The sequence below is a fragment of the Mucilaginibacter kameinonensis genome (genome assembly GCF_003675385.1).
Taxonomy (GTDB): domain Bacteria; phylum Bacteroidota; class Bacteroidia; order Sphingobacteriales; family Sphingobacteriaceae; genus Mucilaginibacter; species Mucilaginibacter kameinonensis.
On the sequence record NZ_RCWZ01000004.1, the window covers coordinates 450,183 to 473,629 of the forward strand.

The following is a 23,447-nucleotide window of genomic DNA, read 5'->3' on the forward strand; positions in this document are numbered from 1 at the left end:
TGAGCATATGTAAATATTACAGAATCAATGATAATAAACCATATTATCTATATATTCCACTGGAATACTGTCTGCTGGTGCTGTTTTATGTTGCGAACACACAACGAGTTTTCTTAAAGAATTTCCTTTATATATCAATCGTTCTTTATTTAACCATTTGCCTGACCCTTGCTCTAGTGCACCCTCAATTTACAACTTATCCTTCTCTCATATACAATGTAAGTTGTGTTTTGAATACGCTCTGGGTTACCTTTCTTTTTTTTGAACTTGTATCTATTGACGATTTGCCGATTACTGATCTCCCCTTATTTTGGATATATACCTCATTTCTTATCTTTTATTCGGGTATTTTCTTTTTTAATGGCGTATACAATTACTTTTTGGTAACAGATTCCCTATTGGCAAAACAACTTCGTAACCTGATCAATACCGGCCTCAATTATGTTCTCTACGCTACACTCACTTATGGATTTTTATGTTCAAAGAACATCAAGAGGTATTAATTACCGTCGTCGTCGGCGTATTACTGATTCTTTTTCTGGTAGCTGTGTTTATATTTTCTATCGTAAAATACAAGCGTAAAGTGACAGAAGACATCAAAGAGCGTCTTGCCATGAGAAAAAATTTCGAAAACATTCTGTTTCAAGCCCAGATAGAAGTCCAGGAATCGACACTTTCAACTTTGAGTCGTGAAATCCATGACAATATCGGCCAGCTCCTGAGCACCGCAAAAATGTTATTAAACATTACGGTAAGAGATTCCATCGAACCCGCCGAAACGCTTTTGGTAGCAAGCGAAACGTTGACCACTGCCATCAATGAATTGAGGGCGCTTTCAAAATCCCTGAACAAGGATTGGTTAGTTCAATTTGACCTGATCAAAAACCTTGAGGCCGAAGCAGAACGCATAAATTCAGGAAAATCCTTGCTTGTTGTCCTTAAGCATACCGGCAACCTGATGATCAGCTCTGATCATCAGATTATTCTTTTCCGCATCATTCAGGAAGCATTGCAAAATACCATTAAACATTCGAATTCTAATATTGTCCATATAGAATCACTTGCCACAAATGAGCTTATAGAAATAAAAATTGAGGATAACGGGAACGGTTTTGACATTCGGCAAATGAGTGATGGCATTGGCATTTCAAACATGAAGCAAAGGACCAACTTGTTAGGAGGGACGATCGAATGGACATCGATGAATAATAACTGTTCTGTGTTTATAAAAATACCTGTTACACAGTGTTAACGGGCATATTTATATCCTACATAGGCATATACTTCTTCTTGATTGAATTTTTCCTTTCTAAACAATCTATATCTCAATTACGGGAAATCATACCTTTTGCAGAAAAAAGCAATATCCATTGCTAATCATCAAGGGCTGCGCCTAATCCCAGAAATACCCAAATTACCAATACCGTCCATCAGTAATTCGAAAAAAATCCTACAATGTACTCTAATGATGAATGCGCGAGGTTTGTTATCACCCAACAAACTGCCAATTTAATATCATAATTCCAATGTTTCCTCCAAATTCTCCTCTTTAAACAGATCTAAAGTGGCTCTTTGCATACGATAAGAATACGGGATTGACACCGGCTGACTGTCAGATAGTTCAGGATTTAAAGTTATCTTATTTTGAGGAACCATAAGCTCTTTGGAAAGTAAGCTAAGTAACTCATCTTTTGTGACAAGGCGGGTGGAATATTCCTCCTCAATATCTGTATTCGTTATATTTACCCCGTGAACATTAACTGCTGATATAGTTGGTCTTCCGCTTTCATCCCTAAGCCTTCCAATGGTTAAATCAACCGGCAAACTTAGGGCATCTGGTCCTGGTCTATATAACAATCTATCGCTGAATGGGCGTAACTGATCGTTAATCATTACAAATGATTCTCTAAACCGAACATCGCCTTGCAGATCAATAACTTCCTTGAGAAATTTTTGCTTCAATGCACTTTTTCTAAATAGTCCATGTCCATTAAAGTATATCTCAAAGAACATCCCACTTACAATATGGTGTGCCCTTGCACCTGCATTTCCAATTAACCAATTTTTTAAATCACGATAAATAGCGATACCTGAATTTGAATGATTTTCGCCAGCATTAACTAAGCCCCGCCCCAATAAAAATAATTGATCATCCGACCAGGCATTTAATGATAAATGCGGTATTTTATCTAGTGCTTCATTTTGCTTATGAAAATCACCACTTAAAGCTGCCAACAATAAATCAACTGCTGAACCTGAATTAACGGTTTTAAATTCGTAATCAGCGATTACGGTGTCGCTGTAAGGCAAATTTTTCGAGTGTCTTAACTGGCCTGAGTTCAGAATTAGCGGTCCGATAAGTGAAGTATGCTCCCAGCTGGTTTGTGCGCCTTGTGTAGCAGACGATACGGTTGCCCTAACTCTTTTAAAGAACAATTCAATTTCAATATCTTCTTGCTTAAGATGCTGAACAAATGCCAAAGTATAATAACTATTGTTTCCGATACCGTCTTTAGCAGCCTCGCCCGGGGAAGTTGAAAAGGCTATCAGGGTTCCCTTGGGTGCAAATACAGGTGCAAAATCATTGCCTTCACTCCCACGTACAACACCTTCAATCGGCTTTCTGCAAGCATCTAAAATAACAACTTTGGCATTCACGCCAGATCTATCCATTTTTTTTATAAGGTCTTCCAGCAAAATAGAGTCTCTTTTAGCGGATGTGAGGCTGAATGCATTTATTTCCTTCCCGGCAAGCAGATTCTCGCCGTCAATCTGAAACCCATGTCCGGCAAAATAGAAAAGCCCCAAATCATAATTTGTCAATGCGGAACAAAACTCTTCAACCAGACCGTCAATCTCCCTGATGGTCATATCATAGCCGCGTATAACTATAAACCCTAAATTTTCTAAGGATTCGCTGATTAATTTAGCATCGCTGACCGCATTATCTAGTTTTGTTAAAGTTTCATAATCATTGAGGCCGATTACCAACGCAAGTGCACTTTTCATTTTTATAATAGTATTTTCAAAAATAGCTTTTTTACATCAGGCTTCTTCGCCCATAGTTCACCAATTACAGAATGCTAACAATTCAAGTATGAGCAGGACTGTTCAGTACAAAGACTTCCATCTCTGACCCAAAAATTGAAAGTACGCCTAAACTTCATTTGAATAAACAGGTGTTCTGAAATATACAATAAGATACTAGCTTAAGCGATTCAGATTTAGAAACATCGGTAACAATAGCATTTTTTACCGCCTGCTCTCTTAATGTCATGCGATTATGCTTACCTGAAGTTTTATGATAAGAAAAACGCTTTACATTTCCACGATTAACAAACTATCAGAAAATGTAGGGCGAAAAGGGCGGGCTATTTATTTGCAGGAAGCTCCACCTGCCTTTATCCTGGCAAGTGGGCTTCCGGTTTACCTTTCATTTCCTGTTCAACCAGGCTGGCCAGGAATTTCGCAAAGGGCGTGATATCCTGCTCTGTACTGGCTTTTTCAAGCGCCGCCATATAAGCAGTCCTTTTTTCAACCGGGATTACTGTCCAGGGATAACCGCCGGATGCCAGCATGCTGTTCATCAGAAACCGGCCTATACGGCCGTTTCCATCCATGTAGGGATGGATAAAAACAAATACAAAATGGCCTAATACAGCCCTTACGCATGCTTCAGGTTCTTCTTCCAGCAACTCAAATAATACCGGCATGGTATCCCTCATCGCGTCAATATTTAAAGGGGTATGTTTGGAACTGGTAATAAAAACCTGGGCATTGCGGTAGCCGGCGAGGTCTGAAGCTTTCAACAGACCTGCAGACACACTGGGATCAAACAGTTCCCGGTACCAGGCAGCGTGGTCCGCGTCCGCCTGTTTTCCGGGATTTCCGCCATCTATGATCCTGCTGATCGATTCCTTTACCTGCTGAAAAGCCTGGTAATATCCCCTTGCGGCCATTGCGTCTTTTTGCTTCTTATCTTCAGGGTTTTCATTCTTGTCCCAGGCCCCGCTGCTGACCCTTTCGATCAGCTCAGGTGTTACACGGTACCGCTCTATCGACAAAGAATGATAGGCATCGGTGACGAAGACATCATCAATATGTTTAAGATAGGCCGCTTTATCTTTGGGTATGCCCGGCGCGGCCGGAAAATTCCGAATGACTGTGGGGCGCATCAGCTGCCACATCAGGCGAAGCCTGTTAACATAAGGCGAACGTTCCCTTGCTGACAAATTGATGGCTATCTTTTCTTCAAAAGGATCGGATTCCCTCACATCATAATCTGCCGAACGCATCGCACCAAGAATGTTGTCTGCGATCCGTTCCCGGCCTATATTTCTGAAAGCACCGGCCAGCCTTCCCGCGATAGAGGTATGTCCTTTATCCAACAACACCGGCAAAAGCTCAGATGCGTCCCTGATCATGGACACCGCGGTGCGTGCGTCAATCGGGTTCCGGGCGTAGGTGTTGGCCGAAGCATAAATTACCGCCCCGATGAGCGTATACATCCTGATCCCGTTTTGAACCATTCTCAAGCCTTCTTCCGGAAGTTCGGCTTTAAGATTAAACAGCGTGGTTTGAAAAGGCAAATTGGTCAGCGTATTGTTGGCTTTTAGTGACCTGACAATCAACTGTGGCGGAACCGTTAAGTTACCGGCATGTAACTGTAAGGATTGTTCGGCGGAGATACACCAGTCTGTCCCGTATTTATGTTCCAGTAACCTGGCACAAAAATCCCAATACGAAGAGTACCACGAGGTACTGTCTCCAGGACGTTCCTGCGGGTCTGCCGGTATGTACCAGCCTTTGATGATCTCTTTGAGAAAACCTTTTTTAAGCAATAATACCCGGATCGTTTTTTTTGAAATCTCAGAAGTATGGATTGCGACCAGGCCTTGATCCTGAAGTTCCTTTAATGTTTCCAGCGCTTCTACAAGCCGTTCCCTAGGTGTAGCCATTTAAATCAGAGCAATTAGAATAATATAAACAGTTGTAATAAAACAATTACAAACAAATGTAACAAAACAATTATAGACAAAAGAATTAAAACAATTACAAACAGATGCAACAGAACAATTATAAACAAACACAATAAAACAATTACAAACAGCCTCAACAGAACAATTACGAATAACCGCAACAAAAACCTCGCGAACAAGCGCAACAAAAAAACATCGCGAACAGGCGCAATAAAAAGAGGCATCAGCAACGACCTGACGTTATCCCGATTGCCATAAAACCTGATAAAAATCCGGCATTAAGGTTTATCGGCAGTGCATGACAAGAAAAGCGCCCCGCATGCTCACCAGAATATAAATAATGGGGCATGCGGGGCGAAGGGGGCGGGCATTAGCCCGCCCGCCGGGGAATTTCCAAAAATTCAAGGTAACTGCGGTTCGTAGACCCAGATATCGGTATCCAGCAGGGACAGGTGATGTTCAATCATCGCCCTGACCCGTTTCCAGTCCAGTCCGCCGTTGCCGCAGCCCAGTGCGGGCATGGCCAGGCTTTTGAGCGGATTTTCTTTCAGGTAAGCGGCAAGCATCAGCAGGCCGCTTTCAATATACTCATATTTCGAGGGCAGTTTCCAGTGCTGCTTTGTCGGAAAATTGATGATCAGCCTTTCCCCGAGGATCAGGTCGCTATCGCTGACCGCCAATAGCTGCCCGGTCTGCAGCTTACCCGACAAACAGGCTTGCCTGTATACTTCGTAATTGTGGGGGAAGGCATTTTTGAATTGCAGGGCGATGCCCTTTCCCATTACGCCAGCTGTATTCACGGTATTGACTAAAGCCTCCGCACTCGAATCCAGCAAGTTACCTGTTGTAAACCTTAACATGTTGCAAATATTTGAATTATCGGTGATTTTCCGGTCACCGGTTTGTTGAAACCTTAAGCGACTTTAAGCGCCTGTGACCTGAACTCCCCGAGGTTCAGGAAAACGCCCCGGCTAAACAGCATCCCTTCGCGGAACATCTTCTTCAGGATTTCCACGCCGGTATAAGCAAGCGAGGCATTGATAAACAAGTCCTGCTCTTCCAGAGCGCCCGCTGTCGAGCAGGTATTCCGGCCGTCCCCTTTTTCCGACAGGGCCAGCAAATCCCTGAACTCGTCGGTAATCTTCGGCAGGTTTTGGACTGGCCGGTACAACTTGGATTGGGGCTGCGGGATGTCCCCGACTGTCGACAGGATCGCTTGTCCCGCTGATTTGCTGTTCCCGAAATCAAGCCAGTAGCGGGGCTGCCCGCGGTTATAGCCGGAGGCCTGAAGTGCCTGTTCCAATACCGCTGCAATTTCCAAACGGGCTGCGACTGAATCCACGCAGCTGACGGTAATTTCCGCAAAGGGGATGGACGCATCCGCTTTGAGCAATTGCCGGTCGAACTTTTCCGTAAAAGCTTTCCAGTTCGTTCCGAAAAAACGATTGTTCCGGTTGGTGACGACCACTGATTTATATAAACCGGTTTCCGAGGATGCAAACAGCGTCCGCAGGCGGTTGGCGGGTTCTATCCGATCATCATCGAACACCCGCACCATCAGACCGGGATGGTTCATTTCGGTCAGCATATGGTCAAGTCTTGCCAGTGCGGTCAGCACATGGCTGCCTGTCCCTCCCGCACCGATGAGGTTGACCGTTACGGGGTTGGTGGGTTTCAGCAGTTCGGACGATACGAAGTGTACCGCCTGTCTGATGTTATTCTTCAGTTTACCTTTCATGAGATCAATTGTTTAAGGGTATACCCCGTCCTGACGAGTTCCTCCTGCGGAAACGCTTCGCCGCTTTCCCGCAGCCTTGCCCACAGGGCTTGCAGGGGTGATCTGGTGCTGCTGTTCCCGTTAATGGAATGGCTGAAATAACTGTTGAAAAAATACTGCTCCCATGCAGTCATCAAGTCCTCCAAAGCGGTCTGTGCATGAATACCCACCTGCACTGTCCCCATACAGACATTACCATTGTGGTAGATATTGAAATAAGGCGCATGGTAAAGCGGCGTATCTGCGGTGGGTTTCGCTTTTCCTTTGATGGCGAACACGGCCAGTTTCTCGGCATCGGCACGCCATACCATTGCCGGGATTTTGGTTTTTCCGGAGGGGATATGCAGCGTATCCGCAAAAAAGAGGTTAACCTCCTGCGGAGGCGTATACCATACGGCGAAGCCGCCAGCCTGCTGGTTCAGGTACAGCAACCTGGAGGGGATGATCCCCGCCGGGCGCAGGTAGCCACCTTTGAGTTCCTGCGTGGATAGCAGGATTTCGCTTAAGGCGCTCATTTCTTTCAGCGTCAAAGGGTGCGCATTGATGGGCTGCCCCTGTTTTCCGATGTCGTAGCTTTCCACATAGATTTGGGTGGCGGTGTCGTAGTTGAGATAAAGGTTGTTATTATCTTCTTTGGGTTGGTGCAGGTAGATCAGCAGGGCTTTGACCGGGGTAAAAGCCGTATCGAAATCTTCGGTTATGTTGGTCATGGTCTTATTCTTTGGTATCGTATTGGTTCAGCAAATCACGCAAGCGGTCGATCAGGTCAAAAAGCCGGTGTTCGAAATCAAACTCAGGCACAGTGTCCACGGGCAGGGTATCAAAGAAACGGAGGCAGAGGGGTTCGTCCATCATCGGCATTTCCTGAAAATAACAGTTCAGCATCTCGTCCAGTTCGTCCGCAAAACAATCGTTGCTGCTCCAGAAAAACCCGGTGTACATATCCGGCCTGATCCGCTCTTCCTCGGCGGGACAGATCAGGTCGGGACGGGTGCAATCCGCTAAGGAGCGCCGGGGATAGTCCCGGTACAACCGCAAAAAATCCCGTCCCAACTGCTCCCATTCGGCCTCCCCTTCGTCCCGGTGACGGAATGCAGTGATCTTCACCTCCATCTGCTTTAACCAGTACGGGTCCTGCAGCAGGCGCAACAAACCGACACCTGCCTGCGAGGCCTCGTACAGCGTATTTTCCTGGTGTTCCCGCCATTCCTGTTCTTCCCCGCTTTCTTCCCCGTCACAGTCCTCCATCAGCCACTGGTACAGCGTATCGTACTGGCTGTACATGAAGCTGCCGCTGTCGCCGTAACAAGGGATACCGACGATCTGGTACAGGTAAGCGAAAACGGTCAGGATCAACGCTGTGATCTCCTGTTTTTCCGCACATTGCGACCAGCGCCACCACGTCCGGATGGGAATAAAATACAGGTTGTAGCCGATACCGAACATTCTGGCGGTGGCCATTACCGCCCGCCTTCCCCTGTCTTTGACGATCATGGCGTTGAGGTTCGGGTCAACCGCCTTCAAGGCCTGTTCCACCTTTTGCCATGCCGCATAGATATTCTGCGGGTAAAGCGCCTCCCCTGTCTGCGGCAGGGGTATCCGGTAAAAGCGGCAAAGGTTGGAGAGGGAGTGGTAAAACTCCCTTTCCGTCTGCTCCCGGTTTCCGCTCACCGCCCACAGGGAGCGAAAACGGTGTTTCAGAAAACCATTCCCGTCATTTCCGCCGGGGCGCTCCGCAGCGGGTTTTGCTGTACCTCGCCTGCGTCCGGCAGGCGGTTTAAGTGCGCTGCCAGTTTTCCGAATAACTGCTGTATTTTCCATTGGTCTCCCTCCCTCCTGATCCTGACGACCCGGTTTTTGTTTATTGTTCTCATCCTTTTGTTCCCATCGTGCTTTCGAAGCGGTAAAACACTTCGTCGTCCCTGATCTCCGGTCCCGAAATTTTAGCGTTGGTGAGTATGGGATAAGTTCCCGCATAGAAGTGCTGTACATCGCCTGCGGAAAACTCCGCACCGGGGTCTGCCAAACGGATTTCCTGCCCGCTTACGGTGTGCAGGAACACCCTTTTCAATTCATTTACGATCATGGTTCTATTATTTAAAAGGTTATATACTTAATCCTGAAGGCTTGCATAGATCGCTTTTTGTTTGCGAAGTTCGGCGGCTTTCGTATTGATCTCTTCCACCTGTTCCGGGTGTTCTCCGGCATCCGGCAAAGCGGCGATGGCTTCATCATATTTAAAGGTCTGTTTGAGTTCCCGCACTTTGTCCATCGCTTCATCGAACAACTTTTTCTTTTCCGCTTTCGCCTGTTTGTCGTCCGCTTTCGGGCTGAACAAGTCTTCGGCAGCTTCTTCTGCTTCACCCTCATTTTCAGATTTGGTTTTGCCCGCTTTGTCCTTGCCGCCCTTGCTGTCTTTCTGCGCTTTGGCCAGTGCCTGCTGGTAAGCCTCGGCGTTGGCAAACAGGTCGCCGGTCTGTTTGAGCGGGCCGGTCAGTTTCTGAAAAAACACCTCGTCGAGTTCCCCCGGGCTACCCTTGAACAACAGCGGGGGCAGGTTCTTCCCGGTACTCACCTGCGGGTTGCCCGGTGCGGGCAGTACGGATACCAGCAGGCTGTCATTTTCATTCAGGATCATATTGATTTGCAGGTTGCCTTTGAACTGCAATCCTGCGAAAGTTTCAAAAAAATTGGTTTTCATGTCGTTTTCATTTAAAGGTTATTGAAAAATCAGCAGGAACACTCCTGCAAGGATGGCCAGCAGGGCCAACAGGCTGAGCAAGTTTTCCAGCCGGGTGGTCAGCCACCATTGTTCGTAGGAGGCAAATACCTGCAAGCCCGTGATCCCACGGCGGTTAAACCTGCGCCTGCCGATGATATACCGGACGGCGAAACCTATAGCGATGAGTATACAAGCCTGTTCGTGCGTGGCGATGAATTTCATGACAATAAGTATTAAGGGTTAAAAAATAAGTCGACGGCAGTCCTGAACTTCGGGTCTGCATGGTGGTTATTCCCTACGTACTGCTGTAACTGATGGCACATAAAAAGTGCGCCGAAACCCGAAAACAGCTGTTCGGCAAATACCACGCTGCTCGCAAACACCCCTTTGTGTTTCCTGTTGATGCAACGTTCGGTTTCCGCCGCCAGTTCGATCCACCTATCCGGTGTAAGCAGGCCGTTCATCCAGTCCCTGCGGAGTTCTTCCCGGTTGTCTGCGATGATGAGGCAGGCATGCTGAACATAATCAAGAAACGCCGGAATTTCCTGCAGGAACAGCGCATGTATGAGCCTTGCTTTCTGCACGTTATTTAAAACTTTCAATGGTTGCATTTTCACTTCTTTTTAATGGTTGATCATGCCGGGGCGGTCTCACCACCCCAGCTTTTTGGTAAAAGATTTGATTTCTTTGAGGGCGATCTTATGACAGCCCACCACGATAAAATCCACATTGACAGCAGTGACGGCATACCTGTTCATGAGCATCAAACGGCAATCGGTACAACCGCCTTTCTCGAGCGTTTCGAGTATGAGCGCATAAAATTCCCGGGCTGCCCCGGCGGGTATTTCCACGGCCTGCGTGGTTTCGACCCGCCCGGTTTCGCTGTTGTAACGCAGGTAATCAAAACCGTCTGCGGTCGAGATCATGCGCCTTTTAAAGCTGCGCCAGTCTTTCAAAGCCGTTTTTTGCTGCGCCACCCGTGCCGCCTGCCGTTTCTTTTCCTGCGCCGCTTTCCATTTCTTTCCGGCCTTTAACAGGTCGGCATACTGTTGCTGATCCTGGATGCCCCCGGCTTTGACCAGATGTTCGGGCAATTGCAAACCAAAGAACCCGGCGTATGCTGCGGCCTCTTCGAAAACCGAGGCGATCTGCAGGATATATTTTCCAGGCTTTTTGGCCTTGTTCAGGCAGGCGGCTATCTCCTTGATCCGCGAAAACCACCGATCGAACAGGCCTTCGGCATCTTCCGCAGGATCGGGAACAAACAATGCCCTTTTTTGGCTTGCCGCATTCCGGACGATCCCGATTTGCGCTGCCGTGGTCCTGCTGTAGGTTCTCCGGGTAAACAGGACGGCGCTCTCCCCAAGTGTGTTTTTGACGTGCCTGGCGATCATAAAATGATGCCCGTAAGAAAAAATACTGTCCCCCTCAAAATACAGGCTCCCGTTCGCTGTCCTTGCCTCCTCCTGTATCCCGTTCGCCCAAAGGTGGGCAACGGTATATCTGTCAACTACTCTTATCATGGCTCAAAATTTCGGTTCTCTATTGTTTCAGATCATCAAAGCGCTGTTAAAACGGCAGGTCGTCATCGTCTGACGAACTTTTGCCTGCTGCCTGTTTTTCCGTTTTCTTCTCCTGATCCCCTGCCGGTTTGGCTGCCGCCCCGCCTAAAAATTTGATATTGGAAGCGTTGAAGGTGACGACCCCACGGGCGTTGCCCTCCTTGTCGATCCATGCCCGTGCCCCTACCCGGCCGTACATTTCCACCAGCAGGCCTTTTTTCAGGTATTCGGCTACGCCTGCATTGATCCAGTAGGCGCAATCCACGTAGGTGACCAGTTCCACCCGTTCGCCATCCCTGTTTTTGTAGCTGTCATTGATGGCGATATTGAAATTCACCACTTTTTTGTCCCCTTTAACCTCGCTCACCTGAGCGTCCCCGGTTAACCTTCCTGTCATTTCCATGTGCTTTGGTTTTAAAATGTTTACTATTCCGTTTGCTGATCTTTTTTTGCCCGCCTCCCCGAGAATTTATTTTTCAAAAGAAAAAACGGAAAAAAAGAAAGCCCCAAAGGCGGGCCGGGAATGGCCAAAAGGAAACGGAATAAGTGCCGCAGGCTGAGGCGGCGAAGGAACGGAGCGGCCGAATTATGCCGTAGTCTTTTGGCGGACCTGGAAATATGCTGATGCCCGGGCCAGACCTTAGCTGCCCTTTTTATCCGTTTCGACTGAAAAATAATACAGGACACACCCTGTTCCATTGGAGCCGGAGGCGATCAGGCACCGTTTACAGGAAAGCGTGAAAGATGGGCATTGCTACAGAAAGGCGGGCAAAGGCCAGGCATAAGGGTCCCTCAGTATTATCGCAAAAGGGATAGCAGCGGCATCCCCTGAAAGGGATACAGTGGAGAGCCCGGCCGCAGGCTTTGCCCCTCAGGACAAGGAAGCCAAATTATAAATCGCTGTAACCTCCGGGGCCGCTTTAATTCACCCTGAACCAACATACATGATTTTTAAATCCGTAAAAACCGATCGCCAGACAGTTAAGATGCGGGAGGGCAGCCCAGATTTTGTAACATAGCCGCGAATACTTATTTTTGATAAATGATCATTGAAGAACTGATTCATTTTGACAGGGAGAAATTGAGGTCGGCGGAATCACCGGAAGACAGGTTATTGATGATCAAAGATTTTTTTGCAGGCTTCCCCCCAACCAGCGATGAAAAGCTGGCGTTCATGATCATGGAGTTGAAAACCCGGCAGGCTGAAGAAAGCCCATACAGCTACCGGACGTTCAAGAATCTTCTTTCCGGCTGCCTTCTGCTATCGTTATTTGCCTTAATGCTGTCTTTTTTCCCGACACTCCCGCTTACAGGTATAAAACAGGATCTGCAAAACGCGGTTATCATACAGGTAACGGCCTGGACTATATTGAATGTATATATCCGGTATGCCAGGCAGGCCCGGCCCTATAAAAGGCTGATCCGTACTTTGGAGCTTTATGATGAGGAAAGAGGCGCCTGTCAATACCCCCTTCCCAAATCATCTTAATTAATTGACGGGCCGTCAGGAAACTATGCTGATCTTCCAGGCCGCAACCCTGCCTCATGGAGGTAACCAAAACGGCAGCTGCATCCCCCACCCCGTTTCAGCGCCCAGGGCTAGCCGGAGACCACTCCGGGCACATGGTCGTTTTGTACATCATTTCGTAGCTTTATCCATTTTTTTTAAAAAAATAACGGGTTAGTTTTAACCACTTAGTTACATCGCAGACTGAAATCGCGGTTCCTGCCCTTAAGTTATCACTTTCCAGGTTCTGAATCCGCCGGGACGGGGATCAGGGTAGACTTAACTGTATTCAGGCACAAGTTACCAATTTGAATACCAGGCATTCCTGCGCGTTCACCAGGCGAACCGGGGCTTAAACCAATTATAATAACTCACATACTATGAAACACTGTTACTTTTTCTCAGCGCTTTTGCGTTCCCGCAGCGTCAAACCTGTTATTTTACTATTGTCCGGCATACTGCTCACGGCAGCAAGCAGTTTTGCCCAAACCTGGGTCGAAGCCGAAAGCGGCACCCTTTCAAATGGTGCAGTAGTTCAAAACAATAGTTCGGCATCCGGCGGAAAGCACGTAGGATATCTGGGCGGGACAACAAACGGCACTGTAATTATCCCGGTAACGGTAAGCACCGCAGGTCAATACACCCTATCTGTAAACTATTTCTCAGCAGATCCACGTAACCTTTATGTAACCGTAAACAACGATGCCGCTGTAGTAATCGCATGTAATTCGGGCAGCTGGAGCACGGTTGCTACGGCTACCCTGGTCGTAAACTTACAATCCGGCGCAAACACCGTCAAACTTAATAATAACAACGGGGATTACGCGCCCAATGTTGACAGGATAGGCACCGCGCCCAAATATTACGAATCGGAAGCAGGTACCCTTGCCGGCGGTGCGAACGTACAATCCTGTTCCGCATGCTCCGCCACATCTATTGTGGGGAACCTCGGCACCGGGTCGGTAACCAATACCGTGAATGTGGGCACGGCCGGCAATTATATCCTTACCGTTTATTACGCCACGCAGGATGCCAGGTCGTTTTACGTATCGGTTAACGGGGGGACAGGCAGCGAACTGGCCTGTTTGCCTTCGGGCGGCTGGGCTACTGTGGCATCTGCTACCATACCGGTCAGTTTAAACGCGGGTAATAACACCATCAAATTAGATAATAATGGCTGGTACGCGCCTAATGCTGATAAACTGGGCCTGGCGATCGTTCCCGCGACCATCAAAAACATTAACTTCGGGGGTACTAACCGCATCGAATACAATCTGGCCACAGGCAAATACAATGTTTATTTTAACGGCAGCAAAGTCATCACAGATGCTATAGCCAGGGCGCAATCAAACAATGAACAGTCAAGCCCCAATTATGCAACAAGGACCTATAGTACATCAGCCCTTAACGATGGATTGGGTTCGGGTACCAAACACGTGATTTCCTTATCCGGGAACGGCCTCATCCCCATGCAGCAAACGTTTTACGTTTATAATAACCGCAATTATTTTTATACGGATATTTCACTGAGTGGTACGGGTGCCAACTGTTATTATATGGCCCCGCTGGTATCCACCAATGTGGTTTTGCCCGTCAGCGGTGATAACCGCTTTTTAAAGGTGCCTTTTGATAATGATACCTTCATATCCTATGATGCGCAGGCCCTGAGCGGCGTGAACACGACCAGTAGTGAAGTAACCGCTATTTTTGACAATAACAGCAGGAACGGGATGGTTTTGGGTTCTATTGAGCACAGCGACTGGAAAACGGGGATCAGCGCTGTCGCCTCCGGAACTACCTTATCGCAACTTTCAGTTTTTGGAGGTTTGGCCCAGGAAGCGATCACCCGCGACAAAAAAGGGCACGGGTGGGTTGGCCAGGGCGGGACATATGCCAGATCACCTAAAATGATGGTAGGCTTTTTTAATGACTGGCGCGACGGGATGGAAGAATTCGGCAAATCGAACCGGATAGCTGAACCTCCCTATATCTTTAACTGGACGCAGCCCACGCCTTTTGGCTGGAACAGCTGGGGCTCCATCCAAAGCGGCCTGAACCTGACCAATGCCGAAGCAGTGGTTGATTTTTTTGCCAATAACCTGACAGGGTTCCGCAATGGCAACACCGCATATATTGATCTGGACTCTTATTGGGATAACCTGAACGACACACAGTTAAAGCAATTTGCAGACTACTGTAAATCCAAAGGCCTTAAGCCCGGCGTTTACTGGGCACCATTTGTTGACTGGGGCAAAACAAGCCGGGGAGTAGAAGGCAGCTCCTACAATTATACCGATATATGGGCCAAAGAAAACGGTGCCTACCATGACCTTGACGGGTGCAGGGCCCTGGATCCTACCCATCCGGGCACACAGCAACGCATAGCCTGGATGATAGGCAGGTTTAAAACGGCTGGTTTCCAAATGATCAAGATCGACTTCCTGGGACATGCCGCCATTGAAGCGGACAGCTATTATGACGGATCGGTACATACCGGCATGGAGGCATACCGTAAGGGAATGGAATATTTAACCGATCAGCTGGCCGGGCAAATGCTGGTTTACGCGGCAATATCACCCAATCTGGCGACCGCCCGTTATGCCCACATGCGCCGTATAGCCTGTGACGCGTTTTCTTCCACCAGCGATAGTAAGTATACCTTGAACAGTACCAATTATGGCTGGTGGCAAACCTATATGTACAATTATATCGATGCTGACCACGAGGTCCTGTCAACCGCTACACTGGGCGCAAACCACATGCGGGTAGCATCGGGTGTGATCACCGGCACAGTCATAACCGGCGACAATTTTTCGACTACCGGCCAGTGGACCGGACGTGCGCAAACGCTTTTTCAAAATCAGGACGTATTGGATATCGCGCGCAACGGCGTCGCTTTCCGTCCCGTTGACGGCAATACCGGCACAGGTACAAGCGAATTATTTTCCCGTACGGTTGGCAATTATATGTACCTGGCGGCATTTAACTACGGGACCAGCAGCAAATCCTATTCGGTAAGTTACAGCAGGATAGGTTTACAGAATGGCACCTATACCATGAAAGAACTGTTCGGGGCCACAACTTCAACAATAACAAGTGCCATCGGTTTTACGGTACCTGCCGGCGATGCCGCTATTTACCGCATTTCCTTAGGCGGGAGCTTCGCCGCGGCTGCAAAGCAGGATGCCGGTCAGGCAGTTCAGGGCGATAAACCATCGGCAACAAAACTGATCTGCTATCCTAATCCTGCTACGTCCACCCTGAATGTTGATAACAACTACGATATGGCTACTGTGATGCTGACTGATTTCAATACCGGAGCTACAGTAAAAAAGGCAATGAACGTGAACAGCAAACATTATGAGTTGAATTTAAATGGGTTAAAACCGGGATATTACATTTTAACAGCGACTGACACCAGGAACAAAACGAAAAGTATCAAGATCTACAAAAGACAGGAGTAACACCGGTTAACTATCAAAAACAACCAAACTTTTAACATCATTCCTGAATAGCAGGAACAGAATAATCAGCCCTACAGGTTGCAGGCGATCTTTAGCGTTATGAATTATTATTTTGCAGATACCCTATTACTGCGGATGCCGGCTAAGCACTCATCCGCCTATGATCAGATCGATTTTCAGTCGATACTGGCAGACCCTTTTTTCCGGGCTGCCCTGTACCTGGCAAGCCCGGCGCTTTACGGAAGTTTAAGCCGGAACCGGTCGGACGGAAGCGATCTGAACGAAAAACAAAGGCTGACCATACTCAGATATTTTAACCGCTTCTGTTTCCGGCCAACGCCTTTCGGCCTGTTCTCCAGCGTCTCCGTGATCCGCTGGGGCAGCGAAACCAGGCTTGGGTTTGATGGTTTCAAAGGTTTCAGGGTCATGGTCAACCCGGACCGTGCCTACGTTGCCCGGCTCGGCGCGGTATTGTCGGCAAAATTACCGGAGGGGCAAAACCTGCTGGTGGCCAATCCCACCATATACCGGGCTTTGGATGAATACCGTTTTATAAGGACATTGGTCGATCCGGAAATTATCCACCGGGAATACCTGTTGCAGTCGACTGAGTTCAGCCGGCTGCTGAAAGAGCTCCTCTTTTTTTGCCAAACAGGAAAAACGGTACAGCAGCTTGTGACCATGCTCGAAACTAACGCAGGGTGTTCAGCTGAAGAAGCACGGGATTATGTTGAGTTCCTGAAAGACGCCCAGTTACTGGTCCATGCGCTGAGGGAAAATATCACCGGAGAAAGCTACCTGCAAGTATTGACCCAAAAACTCAAAATGGCCGGTCTTGCCCCATCCGGGAGCTCCATATTTAGTGAAACTTTTAAAATTGCCGGCGATCTTCGGGAAATCAATGAAGCACTTTTTCAGGAAACGAACCATCGCCTTACAGCGTTACTGCCGCGGAATACCGGCCCGGCCCCGCAACAGCACCAGCTGAATGTCATTTTAACCAGGCATATCGACGGAGGAAAACTGGACACGGGTTTGCAGAACGGGATCTCCGACGGTCTTTTCGCACTCAACGCGCTATGTCCGGCCGAAAGGATACCGGAAATGGAACGTTTCATCAAAGGGTTTAAACAGCATTTCGAGGGCAGGTCGGTCCCGTTAATGACCGTACTTGACCCGGAACTCGGTATTGGTTACCAACAACAGGAGACTGAAAAAGATAACCCACTGCTGGAATCCCTGCATATCTATCCCAAATCATCCGAAGGACAACTGATATCGTGGTCCCCGGCCCATCAGTACCTTCTTGACCGGTGGCATACCGGACAGGAAGGTAAAACGGCGGTAATCGACCTGGAAGAAGATGAGTTGTTAAGTATCAGAGAAGCGTCAGCTAAAAACCAGCCCATGGGGCTATCGGTCCTTTTCCGGACCTGGGGAAAAATGATCTACCTGGAAAGCGCGGGCGGCGTCAATGCCCCGGCATTAATCGGCCGTTTTACCGTCACGGATCCTGAAATACGTCAGGCGGCAAGGGAAATGGCCCTGGCGCAGGAAAGAGCCAACCCGCATATCCTGTTCGCCGAGATCCTTCACCTTTCCGGCCCCCACACCGATAACGTCAATCAACGGGAAAATATATGGTCCTGGGACCTGCCCCTGACCGCTTCGTCCACGCAGGGGCCGGCCAGTCAGATCCCGCTTTCGGACGTATTGGTTTCCGTTGAACAGGACCAGGTGGTTCTGCGGTCTGCATCCCGGGGGAAAGCGATTATGCCCAGGCTGACCTCCGCTTATAACCACACGCTGAACAAGCTGCCGCTATTCCGGTTCCTGGCCGATATACCTTACCAATTCGGGCGGTCAGACCTGTCATTGGACCTCCGGCGTTTTTTTCCCGGCCTGAGTTTTTATCCCAGGGTAAAATTCAGGGATACCATATTGTCCGCGGCCACCTGGATCCTGTCCGGACCGGACCTGTCGGAAATCAGGAATGCCCCTAAAGCGGGTTTCTATGCCGCCTTTCAAGCACTGCGTTTAAAAAAAGGACTGCCTGGCACTTTCGCCTTTACCGAAGGAGATCAGCAGCTGGTCATCCATGCGGAAAAGCACGAAGATATCGAGCTTTTTAAAAACATTATCGGGCAGAAGGACCGGGTCCTGGTTAAAGAGTGCTTCACCGAAGCATCTGCCCGCGGGCAGGCAAGGGATTTCGACGGCCGGTATTATACCAGCCAGTTCAACGCCTTTGTCCTGCCTGCCGACCCTGTAAACCTGCCGGCGTTAAAAAAAGATAGTCCTGTGACGGCCAAACAACCGCGCAAATATATACCCGGTTCAGAATGGCTTTACCTCAAAATTTATTCCCCGAAAATCGGGGCAGGAAAACTTTTACTGAGGGTCCTTCCTTTACTGCGGAAACGCTACAGCCATGGACCGATCCGGAAATGGTTCTTTATTCGTTACGAAGACCACGCCCCGCATATCCGCCTGAGGATGCAGATCGATCCTTTGAACGTCACCGAAATTTTGTTTGCCTTCAAGACACAGCTGGAGGACCGGATCCACCATCACGTTTTAAGAGAATACCAGATCGACGTGTATACGCGTGAACTGGAACGCTACAGCGCGGGCGGCATTGAAAATACAGAAACGCATTTCTGGGCAAGCAGCGAGTTGGTGGTTAAATTTCTGAAGCGGCAGGCGAAACAGCCTGCCGCTTCCAATTATCTGCTCGCCCTGGTTTCTGTAACGGAGGTAATCAGGCTCTTTATACCCGGCCCGGAAGAACAGGTTGATTTTTGCTATAGCTCCTACAGAGAGTTCTCGGCAGAATTTACCGGAGAAAATATCCGGGTAGAACTGGACAGGAAATACCGGGAGCTGGCCCCGGACATCCGTACGGCCTGCTCCGGCCATGAATTTTACGATCAGGCCGGGCTCCGGGCCGCTGCCGGCCTGTTTACCAAAAGCCTGCGGCCCCTTCAGCAGGAACTGAACCGCAAAAACGGCGGCACGGCGGCTTTTCTGAAGAGCATCATCCACATGCATATCAACCGCGTGTTTCCCGATAACCAGCGTAAACAGGAAATGGTCACTTATTACCTGCTTTATAAATACCTGCGTTCCGAACTGAAGCGGAAGCAGGTTTAACCGCTTATGGTTTACGGTCAGTTCTGATCAGTTTTCCGTCCATGATATCCAGAAAACGCTTTTTATAATAATCGCCCATGACCAGTTCCTTCTCATTGAGCAGCAGGACGCGGTTCCTTTCGATAACCTTGACATGGTTCATATTCACAATAAAAGAGCGGTGGACGCGGGCAAACAACTGCCGGGGAAGGTAATGCTCAATTTCCCTCATTGTCAGGTAAGTCATATGCTTCTCATTGCCGGCCGTATGGATAATGATATAATTTCCCGCTCCCTCGACATAGATCACGTCCTCCGTTTTTACTTTGACCATCCTTTCCTTCAGCTCGCTCTTGATATTGAAAAATTCGTCCAGTGCCAGTTTATTCCCGCGCCGCGCCTTCTTCATTTTATGTTTAATATTCTGTATAGACCTGTAGAACCGTTCATAATTGATCGGTTTTAAGATGTAATCGTAAGCGGCTTTCTCAAAGGCCTGTAAAGCGTATTCCGGAAAAGCGGTGGTGAATACCACGTTGGTATACAGGTTAACGAGCCCGGCGAGCTCTATGCCGTTCATGCCGCGCATATCGACATCAATAAAGGTGATGTCTGGCGCGCCATCCCTTGTGATTTCCCTCAAAGCGGTTACCGGGCTAAGGGATGAACCGACCAGGTCCAGTTCATCGGTCTGACCGATATACTCCTCCAGCAGCCCGATTGCGTCCGCATCATCATCAACAATATAACAGGTATAACTCATAGAATTATTTTTAAACTGACTATAAACAAACCGTCCCGTTCACCAAAATCAAAGGTAAACCTGCCAGGATAGGCATTAGCTAAGCGCTTCTGCAGGTTTTTAAGGCCCAGGCCACCCTTTTTATAAGGAGAACTTACCCTGATTTTATTGGTAGTTTGAAATGATAATTGATCCTCCACCGCCACAAGGGATATTTTAACAGGCATTTTCCTGTCGCCCAGCTCTCCGTGCTTGATGGCGTTTTCTACCAGCGTGATCAGCAGCAAAGGAATGACCTTTTTACCTGCCAGCCTGCCTTTCCGCCCGAACTGCAGGTAAAAATGTTCCTCCTGACGCAGGCGGCTCAGGTTGATCAGGTTCTCGATCTGTTCTACTTCCCTGCTTAATAAAACCGATTCAGCATCATCTCCCGTTACCAGGGAATAGCGCATCAGTTCCGAAAGCAGCATCACCCCTCTCCCCGCTTTATCAGAAAGCCTGCGGACTGAGGTGTATATAAAGCTTAAAGAATTGAACAGCAGATGCGGACTGATCTGGTTCTGCAGGAATGCGTTCTCAACGGAAATGTATTTATTCTGTAATTCAAGTGCACTGGCGATATTTTTCAATTGTTCCGTCTCCATTTTATGGTTACGGTCCTTAAACCTGATCATATAGCGCATTGCCCAGTAACCGGAGCTGAACCCGATATAAAAAATTTCCCTGAACAGGTTGGCTAAAAAATATGGCTCCCCGAGCAATACGTCAAGGCCTTTTTTCATCCCGGGCATAACGAAATCCAGCGCAGCCTTGCAGATAAAAAACACCGATGCCTCCAGTACGATCAATACGCCCGAAACGATATAAGGCCTGCCGGTCCTGAAAAAGGCATAGTCCAGGACCACATGTGCATGGAAATAAAACAGGCCGATATAGCACAGGTAATAAATGGGAAAATGATACAAAGGCCCGCGCAGGCCCGCTGTAGCGGCAACGGACAATAGCTCATAAAGAATGTAAACAATCCAGCCGACGATGTGGCTGAAAACGATATCCCTGTTCTTCATTTACCTGTTCAGATTGGAACTCCGACAAAATTTCAACTTTCTGCATAGCGCAATTGCCTCCCGGCGTAACAAACTTTACTGTCTTATCCCCGACCGGTAGTTTAGGTCAAAATCAAATGCTATGAAAAACGCCAGGTCAAAAAAACTCAAAAAAAAGATCAGTACAATTTGCGATTACAACAACACCGGTTTACCGGGTAACGGCGGTGACACGACTTCGGGCACAGACACAACTGCCACTTTAACCATCATCACCACGACTATCAATACGGGGTTGATACCCAAAAGATAACAACTTTCAGGAATATTATTAAATATAAATTAAAAAATAATATTAAAATCCTAACCTATAAGCAATTAGATATTCTGATTTAAAACTTAAATTTCGAAACATTGCTTAAGTCTGAATTAATAATACTTGAACAACAGGTCACCGAAATAATAACGGATCATAAACAGCGCAATGGCCTGGCCCCTGGGGAAGAATTTTCCGGCGAGGTAAAGTCCGTTCTCGAAACCTGCACCCGGTTAAAAAAACACTGGATCCAGGATTTGTTCGGACCCGCAAAAGACTATGCGGTCAACCGGTACGTAAAATACCACCAGTCCGGGATTACCCGTTTGTCTGATGCCGTCAGTGAAGCCGCCGGTCTGAAAGATCCGGCATCACTGTCTCTTTACGACGGGGCGCTCGGTGAGTTGCTGAACGGGTTTGAAGACCTGTTGCTCTTTCTTCAAAACAATTGTTATCAGTTTTTTGACAGCGGCTTCAGGATGACTGTTTTTAACGAACGCCGGCAATATAATGATGCTGCCGGGTTTGAAAAGGAATTACGGGCATATAAGGGGCCTGCGATGGAAACCGGGCTTGCCGCCGCTATCGCGGACTCTGTTTCAGGCAAGCTGCAGGGCGCTGCTTGCGAAGGTATATCCTACCGGGACGCGGAACTCCTTACACAGTTGACGCACATAGTCCGGCAACATTTAAACAACGGAAATGAAAATATAGCGGAAAGCCTGCAGGATGCCCTTTACCGTCAAAACCTCAACACCCGGTATTTCTATCATTGGTATACGGGCGCCATTCTCAGTAAAATGGCAGGGGCGGCCGGTAAAAAAGGAAAAGAACAACTGATCATGGAAGAACTGACAAGGTTTTCAGGGGTCTTTGTAAGGCCCGGGAACGCTTTTGAGCCCGGCCTGCCGGCTATAGACCAGCAGGTCGGGGCCTTTTTAAAGGCGCAACTTGGCCACCCGTCGAGGGCTGCAGCACCCGGGGGCTTAAACGGCAACAGCCGCCTGGCGATTGACCTTTCGGTACCCCAGTTTGCCATATTTGTCAGGGTACTTTACCAGTGCGGATGCTTTCCGGTCAGGAACGTTGCTAAAATCGTGCGTTTCTTCACCGCGCATTTCACGACCAAAAAACAATCCGATGTTTCGGCAAAAAGTTTCGCCCGGGCATTTTATGGTATGGACCAGCCCGCGGCAGCTGTCGTCCGGGACATCCTCCGGCGGATGATCGACTACATTGACAAAATTTACTTTCCTTAACCACCTAAAAACCGGAAACTATGGAAAATTGATACAAAGGCTTTGTTAGGTACACCATCCGTTATCTGATGGTGGCAATGCCGGACACCAAAACAGTTCATTATGATTGCGAAATTTTGTGACCGCCTTTTTGCTGATTTAAACAAGGATTTAAACGAGGTAACACTCGAGGAGCACGAGGATATGAGGCGATTGGAAAGATCTGTCCGCTTGTGTTTAAGGTATCTGCAGAAGCTCAAAGATTTCTGCAAAACACACGAGCCGGCAAGCCCGGCGGAGGAGATCAACTTTTTTAAGCACATCAAACCCAAGTTCAAGGCACAGCTGATCTTTTACCAGTCCCTGCTTAATATCGAAAGCCGCAAGCCCGTAGGAAAAGGGGCGACTGTGGCCAAGTATTACCAGAACGAGATCAGGGTGCTGAAACATTTTTTTGAAAGCAACCTCTCCTTTTACCAATACGTCCGTACGCAGGGCTGTTATCTGGATGACTATTATTTTTTACGGGGCACCTACGATATACACCTCGACCCTGACCAGTGTATGATCGATTTTGATCCCGTATTCAGTACAAGCCATGACCATAAGCTGGCGCAGGTCATCGCCCATGAATTGCTGCAACATTACCTCGAACAGGCGCTGCGGACGGTGGGCCGGCGGGAATCCCTGGTACAGGCCGACAACGATTTCCAGGACTTTGACTGGAAGCAAACGAAATGTGCGCTGATCGAACTTATCTACAGCTGGCATGCCACGGAGGCTTTCGGTAAAAAGAGCCTGAAAAGTATCGCCAGGTTCATTGAGCGATCCTTTAATATTTCCCTTGGCAATTTTTATGACACCTACGACTGGTTGTGCGGACGCCCCAGCCCTACGGTTTACATCGATGAAATGAAAGCTGCCTTTTTAATGCGGGTGCAAAAAAAATTAAAATAATAACT

The 23,447-nt window shown here is 48.1% G+C and carries 21 protein-coding genes; 8 read left to right on the plus strand and 13 right to left on the minus strand.

Going from position 1 to position 23,447, the window contains the following annotated elements; all coding sequences use genetic code 11:
- Positions 1-475: 475 nt before the first annotated feature.
- Complete coding sequence (locus EAH55_RS20085; RefSeq protein ID WP_121811230.1) at positions 476-1,252, plus strand: sensor histidine kinase; 777 nt, start codon at positions 476-478, stop codon at positions 1,250-1,252.
- 263 nt (positions 1,253-1,515) lie between these two features.
- On the opposite strand, the gene EAH55_RS20090 is transcribed toward EAH55_RS20085, so the two are convergent.
- The 8 genes from EAH55_RS20090 to EAH55_RS20125 all read right to left on the minus strand — a co-directional run bounded on the left by EAH55_RS20090 (position 1,516) and on the right by EAH55_RS20125 (position 9,457).
- Positions 1,516-3,009 (minus strand): caspase family protein, encoded by a 1,494-nt coding sequence (locus EAH55_RS20090; protein ID WP_121811231.1) that lies wholly within the window; start codon positions 3,007-3,009, stop codon positions 1,516-1,518.
- 392 nt (positions 3,010-3,401) lie between these two features.
- A complete protein-coding gene (locus EAH55_RS20095; protein ID WP_121811232.1) occupies positions 3,402-4,958 on the minus strand; it encodes a Fic family protein in 1,557 nt (518 codons plus the stop codon).
- 422 nt (positions 4,959-5,380) lie between these two features.
- Entirely contained in the window at positions 5,381-5,839 is a 459-nt protein-coding gene (locus EAH55_RS20100) for a macro domain-containing protein (RefSeq protein WP_208644896.1), read from the minus strand.
- Between the two features lie 53 nt (positions 5,840-5,892).
- Complete coding sequence (locus tag EAH55_RS20105) at positions 5,893-6,717, minus strand: PRTRC system ThiF family protein (protein ID WP_121811233.1); 825 nt, start codon at positions 6,715-6,717, stop codon at positions 5,893-5,895.
- Positions 6,714-7,466: a PRTRC system protein B gene (locus tag EAH55_RS20110; protein ID WP_121811234.1), complete on the minus strand. Its 753-nt coding sequence runs from the start codon at positions 7,464-7,466 to the stop codon at positions 6,714-6,716. Before EAH55_RS20110 ends, EAH55_RS20105 begins: the two co-directional genes overlap by 4 nt.
- Before the next feature lie 4 nt (positions 7,467-7,470).
- Complete coding sequence (locus EAH55_RS20115; protein ID WP_121811235.1) at positions 7,471-8,577, minus strand: hypothetical protein; 1,107 nt, start codon at positions 8,575-8,577, stop codon at positions 7,471-7,473.
- A 49-nt stretch (positions 8,578-8,626) separates the two neighbouring features.
- Entirely contained in the window at positions 8,627-8,842 is a 216-nt protein-coding gene (locus EAH55_RS20120) for a PRTRC system protein C (protein WP_121811236.1), read from the minus strand.
- Positions 8,843-8,869: 27 nt separating this feature from the next.
- Positions 8,870-9,457, minus strand: coding sequence for a hypothetical protein (locus EAH55_RS20125; RefSeq protein ID WP_121811237.1), 588 nt, complete (start codon positions 9,455-9,457; stop codon positions 8,870-8,872).
- Between the two features lie 21 nt (positions 9,458-9,478).
- Between EAH55_RS20125 and EAH55_RS20130 the strand changes: the two genes are divergently transcribed.
- Entirely contained in the window at positions 9,479-9,715 is a 237-nt protein-coding gene (locus tag EAH55_RS20130; protein WP_121811238.1) for a hypothetical protein, read from the plus strand.
- Here the strand turns inward: EAH55_RS20130 and EAH55_RS20135 are convergent.
- Genes EAH55_RS20135 through EAH55_RS20145 form a run of 3 tightly spaced genes read right to left on the minus strand, consistent with a single transcriptional unit; the run spans position 9,712 to position 11,443 of the window.
- Positions 9,712-10,089 carry a hypothetical protein gene (locus EAH55_RS20135; RefSeq protein WP_121811239.1) on the minus strand — a complete coding sequence of 126 codons (378 nt, stop codon included), beginning with the start codon at positions 10,087-10,089 and terminating at the stop codon, positions 9,712-9,714. The two genes, EAH55_RS20130 and EAH55_RS20135, sit on opposite strands and share 4 nt — an antisense overlap.
- A gap of 39 nt (positions 10,090-10,128) precedes the next feature.
- A complete protein-coding gene (locus EAH55_RS20140; RefSeq protein ID WP_121811240.1) occupies positions 10,129-11,001 on the minus strand; it encodes a hypothetical protein in 873 nt (290 codons plus the stop codon).
- Positions 11,002-11,047: 46 nt separating this feature from the next.
- Entirely contained in the window at positions 11,048-11,443 is a 396-nt protein-coding gene (locus EAH55_RS20145; RefSeq protein ID WP_121811241.1) for a single-stranded DNA-binding protein, read from the minus strand.
- A 639-nt stretch (positions 11,444-12,082) separates the two neighbouring features.
- Between EAH55_RS20145 and EAH55_RS20150 the strand changes: the two genes are divergently transcribed.
- The 3 genes from EAH55_RS20150 (at position 12,083) to EAH55_RS20160 (ending at position 19,164) form a co-directional block, all read left to right on the plus strand.
- A complete protein-coding gene (locus EAH55_RS20150; protein ID WP_121811242.1) occupies positions 12,083-12,529 on the plus strand; it encodes a hypothetical protein in 447 nt (148 codons plus the stop codon).
- A gap of 398 nt (positions 12,530-12,927) precedes the next feature.
- Complete coding sequence (locus EAH55_RS20155) at positions 12,928-16,011, plus strand: CBM35 domain-containing protein (protein WP_121811243.1); 3,084 nt, start codon at positions 12,928-12,930, stop codon at positions 16,009-16,011.
- 99 nt (positions 16,012-16,110) lie between these two features.
- Positions 16,111-19,164 carry a lantibiotic dehydratase gene (locus tag EAH55_RS20160; protein ID WP_121811244.1) on the plus strand — a complete coding sequence of 1,018 codons (3,054 nt, stop codon included), beginning with the start codon at positions 16,111-16,113 and terminating at the stop codon, positions 19,162-19,164.
- A 4-nt stretch (positions 19,165-19,168) separates the two neighbouring features.
- Here the strand turns inward: EAH55_RS20160 and EAH55_RS20165 are convergent, their stop codons facing one another.
- Together EAH55_RS20165 and EAH55_RS20170 are read right to left on the minus strand one after the other, a co-directional pair.
- Positions 19,169-19,906, minus strand: coding sequence for a LytR/AlgR family response regulator transcription factor (locus EAH55_RS20165; RefSeq protein ID WP_121811245.1), 738 nt, complete (start codon positions 19,904-19,906; stop codon positions 19,169-19,171).
- Positions 19,903-20,952, minus strand: coding sequence for a sensor histidine kinase (locus EAH55_RS20170; RefSeq protein ID WP_121811246.1), 1,050 nt, complete (start codon positions 20,950-20,952; stop codon positions 19,903-19,905). Before EAH55_RS20170 ends, EAH55_RS20165 begins: the two co-directional genes overlap by 4 nt.
- A gap of 121 nt (positions 20,953-21,073) precedes the next feature.
- Between EAH55_RS20170 and EAH55_RS31015 the strand changes: the two genes are divergently transcribed.
- The 3 genes from EAH55_RS31015 (at position 21,074) to EAH55_RS20180 (ending at position 23,442) form a co-directional block, all read left to right on the plus strand.
- Positions 21,074-21,244 carry a hypothetical protein gene (locus tag EAH55_RS31015; RefSeq protein WP_162996972.1) on the plus strand — a complete coding sequence of 57 codons (171 nt, stop codon included), beginning with the start codon at positions 21,074-21,076 and terminating at the stop codon, positions 21,242-21,244.
- A gap of 101 nt (positions 21,245-21,345) precedes the next feature.
- Entirely contained in the window at positions 21,346-22,506 is a 1,161-nt protein-coding gene (locus EAH55_RS20175; protein ID WP_121811247.1) for a hypothetical protein, read from the plus strand.
- A 102-nt stretch (positions 22,507-22,608) separates the two neighbouring features.
- On the plus strand, positions 22,609-23,442 hold the full coding sequence (locus EAH55_RS20180; RefSeq protein WP_121811248.1) for an RteC domain-containing protein: 834 nt from the start codon (positions 22,609-22,611) through the stop codon (positions 23,440-23,442).
- The last annotated feature ends 5 nt before the right edge of the window (positions 23,443-23,447 follow it).